The organism is Mariniflexile gromovii (genome assembly GCF_017814435.1).
Taxonomy (GTDB): domain Bacteria; phylum Bacteroidota; class Bacteroidia; order Flavobacteriales; family Flavobacteriaceae; genus Mariniflexile; species Mariniflexile gromovii.
The window spans coordinates 162,257-179,108 of the sequence record NZ_JAGJCB010000006.1 but is presented as its reverse complement, the minus strand read 5'-3'; the positions used below and the strand labels follow the sequence as shown (position 1 = coordinate 179,108).

Sequence of the window (16,852 nt, the reverse complement as noted above, 5' to 3'; positions counted from 1 at the left end):
TTACGCAAAATATATGTGCTATCGTTTTAAAGTGAAGTGCCCCATAAAATTTCTTCCGTCTTGAAGAAAAACTTTAAACCAATAATCATCTGTAGGTAATACGTTGCCATTAAAAGTGCCATCCCACCCAACAGAATTTGGGCTTAGTTGTTTTAAAAGTTTTCCGTAGCGATCATAAATAAATATAATACTATTGGGTTGAATATCGGTATTGATGCCTTTTATCTGCCAAAAATCATTAAAGCCATCGCCATTAGGAGTGAAATATTTTGTGTATCCAATTACTGAAATATCCAAAGTAGATTCGCCACATATTTCGTCCTGTACATAAATAGTATAAAACCCAGGTTTTACATTGTTGAAAACAGGTTCTGCTTGGTAATTTATAAAAGGTGCCCCCACTTCTCTTAATGCATATTCGTAATTACCGCTGCCTAAATTATCTGGGTTTATGATGACAGAATTATTTTCAGCAAGATCATTTATGGTAACATCGTTTTGTGTGATGTTTGCTGTTTCGGAAGCTTCTACACTAATAGCTTTTGATCTGGAACAACTTGAACCATCGGTTTTTGTTAAGGTTACGGTGTATATTCCAGGTGTTGAAACTTCTAATGTTGAGCTGGTTGCTATTTCATTACCTTCAAAAAACCATGAATAATTGAAATTTTCGGTAACATTAGCTTCAAAAGGATCTAAAATAATGCTGAAAGAAGGGTCTGATGTACACACAATTTGAGGGGTTTCAACAGTGAATTCAGGCAATGGATTTACATTCAAAGTAATGTATGGTCCTAATGCTTGACAATCGTTGCTAATTTCACTATCAACCCGTATGTAAATTTGTTGCGAGTGAGGATACCCAATATTTCTGTAGTTTGATGTGTCTGTTATGGCATTATTTTCAGCTAAAGCATCGGCTTCATTTCTATAGAAAGTAACCGAGGGTGTTTGTGGTAAAAAGAAACTTTCAACCATTGCTTTTACGTAACTAAAGTTGAAGCTTGCAATGCCATCTGTATCATCATTATTGTTGTTATTATTCCCATTAATATCTAAAAAGTCATCGCAAACATCAATAATTTCATTTATAGCTCCTGAAGGAATTTGACTGATACTGACTTGTAATTGAATTTGGGAAATGGCAGCGCAACCTGAAGCAGAGGTTGTTCTTGCCCAAACTACTTCGGTAAATGGGCTTGCGCTATTTTGATACGTTGTAGGTGAAGTTATGTAATCTGTACTTGTTGTATCGCCTGAATTTGCGGCTATTTGTGTTTTGAAATACAAGAAGGTTTCGTTGGAAACATTGGTTGAAATTTTATGATTTGCTTCAGTTAAGTTGAAAAAACTAATGCCATCAATATCATCATCACATTGTATTAAAGAAACTGAAGGGTTTACTATTGGAGATGGAATTACTGAAAGTGTTATACTATTAGAATACAAGCCACAACTATTGCCAACTCTATCTAATTTTACGCGGTATTGGTAATTATTGTATGATAATGGTGTGTTTGAAATGTCTAGGTTTGCTGTTTGGGAACCGCTGTAAATAGCATTGTCTGTAATGGGGTTCCAATTGATTCCATCTGTGCTTGTTTCCCATTGATAAGATTCTGCTTCGGCCGAAACTATGGATATTGTTGTGTTTAAACGTTCGCAAACTTCAGTGTCAACAGGTTGGGTTGTAATTGATAGAGGTGCGAAGTTTAAATAATTGCTATTGGGCTGTGTGTAACCATCAGTGGCATTGGTAACTTTTCCAGAAGTATTTGTAGTAACTGTTGTGTTTCCTAATAGGTTGTCGTTGTTGGCGTCCGAAAATCCGGCTTCAATAACATCGCTACATAAATCGCCATCGCTATCTAAATCTATATAACTAAAAATAGAATCTGCATCTACATCGTTTACAATATAAACAATAGCATTACTATCGGGAGCTGTTTCAGCATTGTCATCCCATCCATTTGTGCCAATTTTTGTGTTTATGTTATCAATTATACCATCAAAATTAGTGTCAGGCAAGTTGCTTCCTGACTCTTCTAAATCGTAAATACCATCGTTATCACTGTCTAAATCATAAAAATCATACACGCCATCAGCATCAGAATCTAATGGTGTCGCATTTATATTGTAAACATCATCCAATCCGTTTTTATCTGTATCTATGCCTGATAAAGCTATAATTGTTCCGGTGTTTTCAATAAAGTCTGGAATGCCATCGTTATCACTATCTAAGTCCAAGGCGTCTTCTATACCATCTAAATCGGAATCTTTTTTAAAACATGTGAGTGAGAGTCCACCAGTAAAGATTGACCCCGTTGTTGCATTTTCTAATTTGTGAACGAATGAAAAGCCATCAACTTGATTTGCCAAAAAAGTATAAGGTGTATTTCCAGAAGGAGAAGGGTTTATTTTAAAATGAATTTCAGAACCTGATATGGTGGTAATTCCTGTTTCAAATATACCGTCAAAATTAGAATCTACTAATAATCGATTGTCAGGGTCAACCAACGTTATATTTTTGTTCAGAGGCAGTATGCCTACTATAAAGTATTCTCCATCAACATTAGTATGGGTTATAGATTCTTGATATTTAATATTTACAGGTTCTGTAAAAGAAATTTGATAGTTGTTTTCTGAACTGCTCCCCGGACTTAAATTACTCGAAAACCCGCCCGAACTATTGCCTGTAAAATAATTGGGAGTTCCAGAAGTGTTAGATGCTGTATGAATACCAGTAGCAATTCCATAATTTCTGGAGCCATCTTCAAAAACCAATTCTGGGGTAGTAACGATACTTAGATTTACTTCAACATTACCTCTGGATTCAGTACAATTTAAAATGCCATCATTATCATTATCAATATCAAGGTTGTCAATAATACCATCGTTATCAATATCATCTGGACAAATACTTACAGGTACTTCTATGGATTCTAGGGTTAAGCCAGAGCAAGTTACGATTCCAATAAGTTTGTATTTTCCTGGAACGGTAGGGGTTAAATTAGGTGTGCTTATAAGGGTGTTTTGAAACCCTGAACCCGAACCATCATCAAACCACCATTCAAAACTATCAAAGCTTTGGGTGTTTGCTGCTTCAAGTGTTATATTGGGAATACAGTTGCCCAGTGTTGTAAATTGTGCGTTGAAGTTAATTTCTGGTGCTGTAGGAAATCCGGAATAAAAACTTCCAGATGTTGCATTATTATTTTGATTGAAATAAGCGCAGTATAGCTCGTCATTACTTTGAACAGAAATATTACCACTTAGGTTTAGTACTTTGTAGGTTACATAATCTGGCTTACCTGTTACTGTACTTGGCCCCACTGCATTAAAACTGGAAATAGGAGTGTTGTTAATGGTAATGGTAGCGGTTGCTTTTGTAACTATTGTGATGCCACCGGTATAAACGGTACTTCCAATATTGTTTATGGCAGCTATATTATCTAGATTTCCTCTGGTTTCACAACTTAAGGGAGGCACAAAAAACATGCCTTGGTTGGCTTCAGCACCTGCTAATCCTCCAATACCTTGATATGCAAAAACATCTTCAGTGGTTTCAACATACATGTTGCCATTAGCATTATAGGAAGAGCCTTCAATTAAATAATATTCCCCTTCGCTTATAGGGCCAACAGGAGAATTGCCATTAATACTTATAAAAGTGTTGTTTGAATGGGCAACTAGCAAAATATTTTCCCAACCGTCGTCACCGGCACCTCTAACAAAAATATATTCTTTGCCAATTTTAGAAGCGTCTACAATTTGGTCTATACCGTAATCCCTTCCGCTTCCTCCGTAAAAACTTCCGTTGGCAGAACCACAATTAACAACAATAGGTTTGTTCGATTGAACTAGGCAACCAATCAAGCCATCTCTATTAATAATGCTATTAGCGCTATTTGTGGCCACCACATAACTTTCTCCCTTGTTTAATGTAACGGATATGGGCGTAACGCCAACATAATTTTCAATAATCAATCCCGCGGGTAGATCAGAAAAAACAACTAATGTATTATCTGAAGTAGCCATAACCGAAACAAAATTTAAGTAGTTGGTTTGTGGATTTGAATTGGTGAAACTACCAACCCTAAATGTGTTTCCTAAAGCTGATGCACCTTTGCTAACCAAAGCCCCAGCTTGAGCTCCAGCATTTATCCTTACCGATACATACACAGGACTTTCCGCTTCTACTATAAACCCTTTGTTGGTTTTTACTCTGCTTGTTTCGTTGACATTTACAAATAACTGGGTGTCTCTTCCTGTACCAATATTATAAATATAGGGTGATGCTTTTGATACAGTTCCTGTGATGGTAGCTCCCGAACCTAAAAGTTGAATAGAAAAGCTAACCAGATTAGTACTTGGTGTTGAAATGTAAATGTAATGGTCTTGAGGTTGAGATGAATTAGTCCCCGATTCTGTTAAAGGTGGGATATAATGTGTTTTGCTTAATTGTGAAAATGCAAACTGACCAACACATATGATGAGTATAAAAAGGAGTTGATCGATATGCTTTTGGATTCGCATTTTCAAATGAATTAAGAATATTGGTTTGTTTGAGTTTTGGCTACAAACTAAAGTATGCTATTTTAATTAAAATAGACTTACCAAATTATTAAAGGTTTAATTAATTCAGATGAAATGATAAAATATTCGTTAATAAACTAAAATGTCATCTTTTTAAACTGAAATGCCCTTTGTATTCGCTGCCATCAGGTAACACTACCAGATACCAATAATCGTCGTTAGGGCACATGTTGCCATTATAGGTCCCATTCCATCCAGCTTCTATGGTGTTAATTTGTTTGATGAGTTTGCCATAGCGATTGAATATTTTAATATCAACATCATTATTGAACTGTGCATTTACCCCCAAAGGTTTCCAAGTATCATTGAAACCATCGTTGTTTGGCGTGAAAAATTTAGGAAATCCCAAAACAGCAACACTTTTTTGAACCGTTCCGCAGCCATTAACATCATACACATATACGGTATGAAAAGCAGGAGTAACGTTGGTAAATCTGTTTTCATCTTGAAAAATAGGATGGTCTAGCGCATATTGATAATTGCCTTCTCCTGAAACCGTAATGGTAATAGTGTTTTCCGAAACTAAAATTGATTGAATAGTCGCTGTTTTTGAAGGTGTTACAATAATGTCTCTTGAAGAAGTACAGTTATTAGCGAATGTTACCAAAGCAGTATAAGTACCTGTTTCATTAATTTGAATGGAAGAAGATGTGTCTGAAAGTAAAACCGAATTTAAAAACCATTGATAGCTAAGGTTGTTGCCAGAACCATTTTGTAAACCAGAGTCAATGGTAATAGTATTTGGAAACGTGTTTAAGCAATACATAGTGGTTTCATTTGCTAAAAGCTGTGGAGAAACCATTGTTTTTAATTCCACCGAACTCAAGGCATAACAATCTATTCCGTTTTTTATTTTTACAAAAAGCGATTCTGAATATTGAATAACATTATTGTAATTACCATTCAATTCATTCGTTTCATTAAAAAAATCATTCAAGGTTTTATAAAATGAAATGGATGCATTTGCTGGAACGTTGGGTTGAATAGCTAATTTTAAATCATCTAAATTGAAGGTCGCAAAGCCATCATTATCAGTATCACAAACTTCAAAAGGTGTAATAGTTAGGTTGTTGTTTGAAATTTCAAGAGTAATTTCCGCGATAGCGAAACAACCATTTTGGTTTTCAACCCGTGCATACACTATTTGTTGAGGCGTTGTATTGTTAAAGGTTGAAGGGTTTGTTATTTCATTTGAATTTTGTTCAGCATCTAAAATATTTAAAAAATAATTTACAATCGTTAAGCTGTTATCATTATTCAAAATAGCTTGTTCGGCATCGTTTAAATTATATACGGAAAGTCCATCTTGGTTGTCATCACAAGCAATTAATGTGGTGTTGTCTACGGATGGTAAAGTGGTATATTCAACCGTAATGTCGCCGTAAGAAATACAGGTGCCTTGTAGTGTTACTTCAACATTATAAATGCCTGCATCAACAACGGTATAGGTGTCATTGGTTTCGCCAATGATTTCAATACCATCTTTAAACCATTTATAAGATGTGGCATTGGGCTGATTCGCATCGAGTTGTAAAGTTTCATTTTCGCAAAGCGGATTATTTGTTGAAATTAATCGGTCTATCCCTAAATCTGTACTTAGCTGAAAACTGCCTGCTTCTAAAAATACTGCCGAATCGTAACGATAGTTTTGCTCATCGGCAATAACCAGTTTTACATGGTAGGTTTCATTTGGGATTGTATTTGCTGTAGCGGTTAGAATAGCTGTTTGCCCATTAAAATTAATAGGCGCTGAGGCGTTGTTCCAACTTCCAAAATAGGCTTCGTTTTGCGCCGCACAACCATTGGGGATGTTTGGGTGTACCGTGGTTACTTTTACGGGCGTTTGTGTGTTTGGAATGAGAGCAATATTGGTGTACTGCGTATCGTTAACGTTTCTAATTAAAAACCCAAACAAATCGGAGTACTGACATGTATTGGCATTGTTTATTTGGTATTCTTCGGAAGCAAAAAGATACCTAAAGCTAACCTGTGATGCTATGGAGGTAAATTCAAATTCTATAACGGTGGCATTGGTGGTATTGTTCTCGTTGAGAATGTTTTCTAAATCCGAATCTCCAAACCAATTGTTGGCATCATCGTCACTTAAAGAATTGTTAGGGCCTTCTACATTTGATAATCGGCCTGTACTTAAAACGATACCGTTTTGAAACGGAAATGTACTGCCATTAGCATCAAAAGCGCCATAACTTTGGTCCGAACCACCAAAATTACCACCGCTTACGTTAGTAACAACCACGTTGGAAATGCAATTACTTCCAATTAAAATATCTTCTATAAGTTGTTGTGGTGTATAAGAATTACTATTAACCAGAACATTTTGTCCAAAAGTAAAAAGACTGGTGAAGAAAAAACTTAAAAAACAAAAGTGCTTCATTATTAATAAACTCTTGCCGTAAAGATAACCACTTAACTAGAAATAGTTGCCAATTTTAGCGTTTTAGTGCAAAGTGTCCTTTCACTTCAAAAGCATTTCCGTTTTGGATTACTTTGGCCACAAACCAATAATCGTCTGAAGGCATATTTTCACTATTATAGGTGCCATCCCATCCATCGGATGTTTGTAGCAAGGTTTTAATTAACTTACCGTACCGGTTGTAAATGTAAACAATGGTGCCAGGGAGTTGTTCAATGCCTACAATATGCCAAGTATCATTATAAGAATCGTTGTTTGGTGTGAAAAATTTAGGAATGTCTATAACGACTACTTCCTTGGTTACATCTTCACAACCATTTAAATCTCTAATAGTTACCAAGTGCACACCATAAGAAACGTTTTGAAACACATTAGATGTTTGGGGTTCACCATCATCTAAAATAAATACATAATTGCCAATACCGCTAATATCAACCGTAATGCTGTTTGGATCTGCAAAATCTACTGTGGTTGTTAGGTTTATGGTAGCGGTTTCAGATTCGATAACCGAAAATGTTTTTGTGTATTGGCAATTACTCGGGGTTGTAACTGTAACAGAGTAAATGCCCAGGTCTGTAATGTCTAATTGAATTTCAGAAGCTGTTGAATTGTTTACAGATGGATTGTCGCTTGTTGTCCATAAATAGCTGTCACCTGCATTTCCAGTAGAGGCATCAATAATTAATGGTAAATCGTTTGTGCATAAAGGAACAATATCATTAATAGGAATAACGGGTAACGGATTTACAATAGCTGAAAATTGCGTGATATCATAACACGTTGTATTGTTGTTTTGTATTCTGGCATAAATAACTTCGCCATTAACAGCGGCATGTAAATTCCCTAAAGCATTCGTGCCAGCTTCGGCATTTGCTAAATCCGTATAATAAGTAACCGTATAGGTGTTGGGGTTTTGTGCGCCTAATATAGCATTTGTAGCTGCCGATAAATTAAACTCGAAAAAGCCATCAAAATCATCGTCACAAGAAACTAAATTTGGCGGTGTATTAGCAATAGGATTCGCGTTTATTTGTAAAATGAAAGCTTGTACATTATAACATCCCGTTGTATTGTCTAAAACTCTAGCATAAATAGTATGACTATTTGCAGTGTAATTATAAATATTTGGTAAAGGGGCTGTATTAGTATCGGCATCGTTTTGGGAATCGTGGTAGGATATGGTGACGCCACTGCTATCGTTTACAATCATGGCGTTTACCAATGATAAATCATAAGTATTCGTGTCATTGTCACATATTTCAATAGTTCCAATGGTGTTGGTGGGGGCTGGTAAAATTACCTGAAGCTCTAAGGGAATGACGCTGTAACAACCAGTTAGTGTATTGGCTACTTTAATATAAACTGTTTTTGCATTAGAATTGTAAGCGGTTGGATTTGGAATTTCATTGGAATTGTCCAAGCCATCATTGGGGTTGATGTCGCTTAAACTTTCAAAATAATTTATGATGAGATTACTTTGAACACGATCGTTTATATCAAAATCGGCGGTTTCTAAATCAAAGGTAGTAATGCCATCATAATCGGTATCACATTCAATTATTGGTGCCTTTACTTCCGAAATATCTGGGGCAGCAATAATATTTATCCCCAATGCTTCAACAATAAAGCATAATGAATCACTACTTTCAATTCTAACAAATAAGGTTTGGGGATTTGTTGCGTTGGTGTATTGATTTGCTAAAGGATTTGTGTTGTTTTCTGCTTGGGTACGTGTAAGGTGGAAAGAAATATTTAAGTTATCGGTAGAACCTAGTGCAATTTCATTTCTTTTTTCATCTAAATTGAAAACATTTTTACCGTCGTTACTAGAGTCGTCACAGATTAAGTAATCTTCAAAATTGGTGTTGTAAACAGGATCTGGAGATACTAATAATAAAAATGATGAGGTACCAAAACAGCTACGATCGGTTATATTTTCGACTCTTACATAAATGGTTTGCGGACTTGATGTATTTTGATAATTGTTGTTTTTATCAATAGGTGAAGTAAAAGCGGCATCTGCAAAGTATAATACTTCTTTTCCCGTTTGGCCATTTAGTATTTCGTCATCTTTTTCAGATAATATAAAATTAGTATTGTTGCCACCGTTAGAAACACATACTTGAAACGGACTTATTACAGGGAAATCTGGAAGCGTATTTACAATAACTTCAAAGGGTTCGATAGCATAACATCCTGTTGAAGAAACTGTGTTTTCAACACGAATATACAGAGTTTGTGTGTTGGAATTGTAGGTGTTTAAATCGGAATTGGGAATTGGGTTCAATCCTGCATCCGCATCATTAAAAGATGTGTGAACAGTTATGTTTAAACCTGTTCTATCGCTAACAGCTTCATCAATTTTGTCATTAAGATTAATTATTGAAAATCCATCTTGATTGTCATCACAAATAATAACATCGGTAGGCGTATTGGTTGAAGGTGCTGTTAACACTTCTATCTGAAAAGAATTTACAGTAAAGCAACCTGAACTTATATTTTCTAACCGTGCAAATAAAGTTTCAATGGGCTGTGTGTTGGTATAAAATGGAGGTAGTTCCGATATATTGTCGTTAGCATCCGTTTCATTGGCAAAATAGCTAACTGAAAAGTCTGGATTGCCGTTGGTAACAATATCGTCTAAAGAATGTAAATCGATATCTACAATGCCATCATCATCTGTATCACAGTATGGTAACGGATTTGCAGGGTTGAATAACAATATAGGGTTTACCAATAGGGTTACATCGGCAACATCCTCACAACCGCTATCTGTATTTAGTAATCTTATATAGAGTACTTTTGGACTTGTGGCGCTGTACAAACCAGTTTTAGGAATCGGGTTTATGTTTGCATCTCTATCAGATTCAGACTCAAAAAATGTAACTTCAATAGGGAAAGGCAAATCGTTTCCTATAAAAGCTTCAAGCGTATTTAAATTAAACTCTAGAGTATCATTATCAACATCATTGGTGTCGCATAAAGCAAAATCTCCGGTATCGGTAGCTGTCAACAATAAATTGGTATGGATTTCTAAAGGAACAATAGAGGCACAGCCTGTTGTGTTATCTTCAACCCTTACGTAAATAATTTGCTCTTCGGGGTTTATATTTTGGTAATTGGTAGCATTGGCAATAGGGTTGGTGCCTGTTTGCGCATCGTCATAACTTTCATGGAAAGTGGTTGTTACGTTGGTTAATCCGCCTTCAATATCAGCAATCACTTCTGTTAGGTCAAAACTGTCAAAACCATCATGGTCGGCATCACAACCATCTAAATATCTTGTATCTCGATTTACTATGGGACTCACCGTAATGTTAACATTTAAAGACGTGGTATTTACACAGCCCGTTTGGGTATTGATAACACGTACATACACGGTGCTGGTAGGTGTGGCAGCATTGATGTATGGAGATTCTATAGGGTTATTTCCTGTATTGGCCTCGGCAGGTGTGTAATGGTAACTTACGGCTAAATTGCTTTGCCCGTTAGTAATTTCATCATCTTTTTCGGTTAAATAAACAATTGCGAAACCATCAGGGAAATCATCAGTATCACAAACCTCATGTGGTGTTGGATTTACAATATTTGGTACTTCATTAACTACCAAATCAAAAGTGGTATATGCAAAACAATTACTACTAGAATCATCGATTCTAACATAAATGGTTTGCGGATTGGATGTATTTGGAATAGGTGTTGTTATGGGGTTTATGTTACTTCTAGCTTCCAAATCGGAATAATGATAACTAAAAGTGTAATTTGTAAATGGAATATTAGCTACAAGTTCGGCTGTTTTTGTTGAAAGGTCAAATATTTCAATACCATTACCTGATGCATCATCACAAAGTTGATAATTAGTTATGGAAGCTATGGGTTCTTCCGTATTTAATACAACCTCAATTTCATCTTCTTCAACACACGTACTACCATTTAAAGAGACGGATACTTCTACTTTGTAGGTGCCATTTTGAGTTACATTTAAAGTAGGGCTTACTGCACCAACTATCAGGTTGTTATTCCTAAACCATTGGTAAAATGCCGCTGGGTTTTGAATATCGGCATCTAAAGTGGCTATACTGGAACAGGTGGTAATGTCGGCGCCTAAATCTAAAATTTTAAAACTATCGCCTTCTATAAATACGGCAGAATCTGATTGGATATCCGTTTGGTCGGCAATAATTAATTTAATATGGTATTGAACATATGGTGTAATGGTTGTAGATGCTGTTAATACTTTAGTTCTACCATTATAGTTGGTGTCTCCTAAATTGTACCCATCAAAGTATTGGGCATTTTGAGCGGCACATACTCCAAAAATTTCATCGTGAATGGTGTTGGTGTTAACGGGCGTTGAGGTTCCTGGTACCAAGGCTATATTTTGGTAAGGGCCGGGGCTACCGGTTTCTTTAATAAGAAATACAAACCCATCGGAAAATTGACATGGATTAATTCCAAAATATTCTTCGGAAGCTAATAAATAATTAAATTGAAGTTGGTTTGAAATGGAAACAATATCAAATTCTATGGAGGTAGCATTTAATGTATTGGAAATACCTAAAGCCGTTTCTAAATCGGGATCTGTTCCCCAATTTGAAGCTCCTTCGCTTAGCGTTGGTGTAATAACGCCGTTACCGCCAGACCTGGCATTTCCAGTGGTGAGCATGATGCCGTTTTGAAATGGAAAGTTGGAACTGCCTTTTTCAAAATATGCATAACTAGAAAAACCGCTTGCACTTCCATTTACCGATGATGAGATGTTGGTAATATCAACACAACTGTTTTTTACTAAGTTATCTAATATAAGTTGTTGTAAACCAACATTATCATCAACTGTAATCTGTTGAGCGAACATAAAATTGCAGCTACAAAAAAGTAGAATTACAATGAGACAGTTGTGCAGGTTTTTTTTCACTTTGTTTTATTTGGGTAAAAAAAGTTGTGCTATTGGGCTAAATTGAGATGGAAATTAAGTAAATTTTAAACGAAATGAAAAAAAAAGGGCGGAAATACATTTTTAGCTGTTTTTAAGTAAAAGTCTATCTTTTTAAAGTAAAATGGTTTTTATATACTCTGCCATCCTCAAGTTTTACCGAGAACCAATAATCATCTACTGGTAATTGTTTTCCGTTCATTAACCCATTCCAGCCTTCGCCTAAAGGTGTTAGTTCTTTTATTAATTTTCCATATCTATCAAAAATATGAACTTTGGTACCGGGTTGAAACATACGGGAAACCCCATACACTTGCCATGAATCATTATAACCATCACCGTTTGGAGTAAATACTTTTGGAAAACCAATAACCGAAATTTGGCTATTTACCATGCCACAATCGTTTTTAATGTCTTTTACGGAAACTGAATAGAACCCTGGTTTTACATTTTCAAAAACATTACTGCTTTGAAAATCGGCATATACTATATTGTTTTCATCCAGTAATCTGTATTCATAAGTGCCTTCACCAGAAACTATGACGCTAACCGTATTGTTTTTTGAAGCATCACTAATTTCAACATCTTCAATAGTTGCTATGTTTGAAGGTTCTACAGTAATAATTTTGTCTTTACTACAGCCATTTGCATTGGTAACTGTAACGGTGTAAGTTCCTGGTTGGTTAATGTCTATATTATAAGTGTTCTCGCCTGTAGACCAAAGGTACGTGTAGTTATTTGGCGAACCGTTAGTTATATCAGCATCAATATTAATGGTTTCAGGAAATTTGTTTAGGCAATAATATGTAGAACTTTGGGTGTTTATGTTTGGTAATTTATTAACAGTTAAAATAACTTTTATAATCCCAAAACAACTATTTGCATTTTCAGCACGGGCGTAAATAGTTTGAGCGTATGGATGTGTGTTTGTAAATGTTGTGTTTAAACTGTTTTTTTCAAAAAGTGCATCATCAAATGTTTTGTAATAAGTTATTCCATATACAAAATTATAGGTAGATTGAATTTCAGTTGTTACTGTATCAAGATTGAAAGTGTTAATACCATCCTCAGAACCTAATTCATCACATAATGGGGTTGGTGTAAAATCATCAAATGGAGTCGTGTTTACGTTTAAACTAAGCACAGAGGTAGCATAGCACCCTGTTTTTTCATTATAAACTTTTGCGTAAACGGGTGACGGATTATCGGCATTAAAGCTGTAGGCACTACTATTGGTTATTTCATTTGTTAGTGCCGTGTCTGTATAAAACTTAACGGATAGTTCAGTAACACCACCTGTTAAATAACTGGTTGCCTCTATTAAATTGAACCTTGTAAAACCGCCAACAATGGCATCTTCATCGCACTGTGTCAAAGTATAATCATAAGCTACAGGGTTTCTGTTGTAAGTAACATAAGCAACGCCTTCAAAAGTGCTGTCGCAATCACCTGTATTGGGGTCTATGAATACTCTGTAGAAACCATCTTCTACAACATCTAGGTTAGGGCTGGTTTCAGACAGAAGAACATCATTGCGTGTCCATGTATAAGTAGCCCCTGGAATAACATCGGACCTTAAAGTATAAGTGTCTCCATCACATAAAAACAATTCGGTAGATGTGGTTGTTGTGGTGTTTCTAATAATATCTATTTTTTCTGAAAAGAAAGAAGTTATAAAGGGCGGTAGGCCTTGTCTGGAATTATTGCTTAATTGAAAACTATTATGTGTGTAGTTACAGGCAGCTCCTATGTTATTTGGCGCATTGATGACCGATAAATAGGGTAAACCTTGACCATAAGTGGCATTCATGGCTCTATAAATTTTGCCATTAGGTCCTAATTGAAGTCCGCTCCTGTAGGTAACCCCAGCATGAATTACAATTTCACTGGCGCTTATATTGGGTGCCGTTAAATTGTACTGAAGCAAAGCACCATATTGAGCTGAAGGATTATTTTGGTTATCTCTATCTGTTTCCAAATAGGTTGAGATATAGAGTAATTCATTACTTTGGGAAAATTCAACTCCATAAGAAATTTGACGATTGAATCCATTGTGTGAAAAATTAATGGAGATAGCTCTTTCGTTGCTTACTATACCGGTGTCTTTATCAAAATCATAAATGTATAATCCAGAAGAAGCGTTGGAAGATACAAGTTTGGTGCCATCTGGTGATAGCTTTAAATAACCTCTAGAATCTTCAACAAATGTTGAAAAAGGCGATACCACAGGTGTTGTATTTAAACCGGCAGTGCTAACTTCATAAGCAAAAAAAGTATTATTAAAGCCTATATCAAATGGTGCATAGGTTATAACCCAAATGGATTGACTCACACAATCCTTTACTACCGCCGTTACTTTTTCAGAACTTTGGTCAAGCAGGTTTTCGTTTTTTAAAGTGATGTTTCCCAAGCCACCATTTAAACTTAAATCAACTATGGAGTAATTAAAGCCGTAGTTAGCATCGCTATTACTTGTAGATGTATCAACCGTAAATATGTAATATATATTTGGGTCGTTGGGTTTTGGAACCACAATAGCAGATTGGGTGCTTGAAGGGTCTCCAAATAACCCAAAACCATTGGGCATCATGGTGTGGTTTTTGTTCCAAACGGTTACACCATCAGTGTAAAACAATAAGTTGCCGTTGGCGTCTGAAATGGTGGTGCAGCCTTCAATGGTGCTTAATTTTCCGTTTGTTAATTCGGTAACAGTACCGTCTGGATTAAAGCGAATACCAGCATTGTCTCCAAAATACCAGTTGGAAGCTTCTTTTTGTCCGAAACAGAGAATGGTACTAAAAAATGTTAATATTAATAAGTTTTTTTTCATTTTAGATAGCAAAGCTATCAAAGATATCATAAATCCCGCTGTTTTAATAATCTGTACGATAAAAAGATGAATAAAGTTGTCCAACACAATACAATAGCTATTTCGTAAGAATGGACGCTATAATCGTAGATCAAATTTGCTTTGTCGGGAAACTTGGTCATGGCTACACGTTGGAAGGGTTGATCAATAAGTTTGTACATAGATTTTAAGGGGAAGAAATTCTGAATTTTTTCGGCAATATCCGTATTAAATTTCCATGCAAGAAGTCCAAAAAGTATCCATTCCAAAATATAGAGAATGAATAAAAAAGCCAATGCAAAAGCAGAACGTTTTACAAGCATCCCAAAGAATAGACACAAACTAAAAAAACCAACAAGTTTAACAAAGTAAGCTACTAAAAAATTAGTTTCCCTTAAGATGATGGAAATTTCATTGTAGCTGGAATAATACATGCCAATACAAAAAGAAATAAGGGTAATTAATATGGTAGAAACCAATGAAAAGAATACAATAGTATAAAATTTAGAAAGAATGAATTCCTTTTTACTTAGCCCATCAATAAGGTTTTGTTTTAAGGTTTTGTTGCTGTATTCGTTACCAATCATACTCACCACAACAATGGCAAAAAAGAATTTGAATTGTGATGCGAAAAATGTGGTTAAATGCCAGATGATGGGAAAATTGAAAACGCCTAACTCACCTAACTCTAATGTAAAAAAACCAAAAACGTTTATTTTTAATGATGAAAGAAGAATAACAAAAAACGGTAAAATAAAAGATATGAATATGAGTATTTTACTGGTTCTGTTAAGTAAAAGTTTTTGTAATTCTAAATTTAAAAGTCGTAACATAGGGTTAGTTTTGGTGTTGTACAGCATCGGTTAATTGCAAAAATTGTTCTTCTAAACTTTCTTTGCGTTGCACTAAATGGGTGAGAACGATGCCTTTTTCAAAAAGAAATTTGTTTAATTCTTCCGATTTCATGGGCTCTTTCAAAAAGGCGGTGACTAAATGTTCTTGCACTTTTATTCTACCGAAACTGGGGTGGTTTTCTAAAAGTGTTACCAATACATTTTGGTTGTTGCATTTAAGTTCGAAGAAACCGTAACTGGAGATCATTTCATCTACTCTGCCGGAATATAATTTTACGCCTTTACGAAGTACTACCACATGCGAGCATACTTTTTCAACTTCGTCCAATAAATGCGATGCCAATAAAATAGTGGTGCCTTTGGCGGCAATTTGTTTTATAATTTCCCGTATTTGGTGAATACCTTGTGGGTCTAAACCATTGGTGGGTTCGTCTAGAATTAAAATTTCGGGGTCGTTTAGTAGGGCAGAGGCTATGGCCAAACGCTGTTTCATGCCCAACGAATAGGTGCTGAATTTGCTGTTTTTTCGTTCTAAAAGGCCAACAATTTCCAGTTTTTCGTCAATTTTACCGTAATCGACACCTTTAATTTTGCAAACGAGTTTTAAGTTTTGGGTAGCCGTCATGTACGGGTAAAAGTTGGGGCGCTCTATAATGGCACCTACTTTTTTTAAGGCGTTGTGGGTTGTAGTGTTGCCATCAAACCATTTAAAATCGCCACTGGTTTTATTTACTACGTTTAAAACTATGCCCAAAGTGGTGGATTTTCCGCTGCCATTGGGTCCTAAAATACCATAAACATTGCCTTTGTTTATAGTGAAAGTTAAGTTGCTTACGGCTGTTAAATTCCCAAATTTTTTGGTGAGGTTGTTAATAGTAAGTATAGGTTTCAAGATGAAAAATTTTAATTCAGAATTAAGATTCTGTTTTGGTTAGTTTTAAAAATATGACGAAAGTGTGTAGGTTTTGTTACATATTTGAAAAAAATAAGTATATTTTGTGATGTGTTAGGGATTACTCGGCATTTTATCTTAAGTTAAAGAAATCGTGAATGCTTCGCATTTGAGGCGGCATCCTTTTGGTTTTCTTTTGATAAGGAAATAACCTTAAAAGGAAAGATTTAGTTTTAATTGTATATTACTGCTTTCGCAGGAATGACAAAAAAACCAAAAGATATAGCCGAAAGCC

6 protein-coding genes are annotated in these 16,852 nt (G+C 35.4%); all 6 read right to left on the bottom strand.

From position 1 onward, the window contains the following. Positions 1-18: 18 nt before the first annotated feature. Positions 19-4,536, bottom strand: a complete 4,518-nt coding sequence (locus J8H85_RS08720; protein WP_209654640.1) for a T9SS type B sorting domain-containing protein — start codon at positions 4,534-4,536, stop codon at positions 19-21. Positions 4,537-4,681: 145 nt separating this feature from the next. Beyond that, a complete protein-coding gene (locus tag J8H85_RS08715) occupies positions 4,682-6,991 on the bottom strand; it encodes a T9SS type B sorting domain-containing protein (protein ID WP_209654638.1) in 2,310 nt (769 codons plus the stop codon). Positions 6,992-7,046: 55 nt separating this feature from the next. Next, entirely contained in the window at positions 7,047-11,885 is a 4,839-nt protein-coding gene (locus J8H85_RS08710) for a T9SS type B sorting domain-containing protein (protein WP_209654636.1), read from the bottom strand. A 184-nt stretch (positions 11,886-12,069) separates the two neighbouring features. Then, positions 12,070-14,793: a T9SS type B sorting domain-containing protein gene (locus J8H85_RS08705; RefSeq protein ID WP_209654634.1), complete on the bottom strand. Its 2,724-nt coding sequence runs from the start codon at positions 14,791-14,793 to the stop codon at positions 12,070-12,072. 26 nt (positions 14,794-14,819) lie between these two features. Next, complete coding sequence (locus J8H85_RS08700) at positions 14,820-15,644, bottom strand: ABC transporter permease (RefSeq protein WP_209654632.1); 825 nt, start codon at positions 15,642-15,644, stop codon at positions 14,820-14,822. A 4-nt stretch (positions 15,645-15,648) separates the two neighbouring features. Further along, positions 15,649-16,557, bottom strand: coding sequence for an ABC transporter ATP-binding protein (locus J8H85_RS08695; RefSeq protein ID WP_209654630.1), 909 nt, complete (start codon positions 16,555-16,557; stop codon positions 15,649-15,651). Positions 16,558-16,852: the final 295 nt, after the last annotated feature.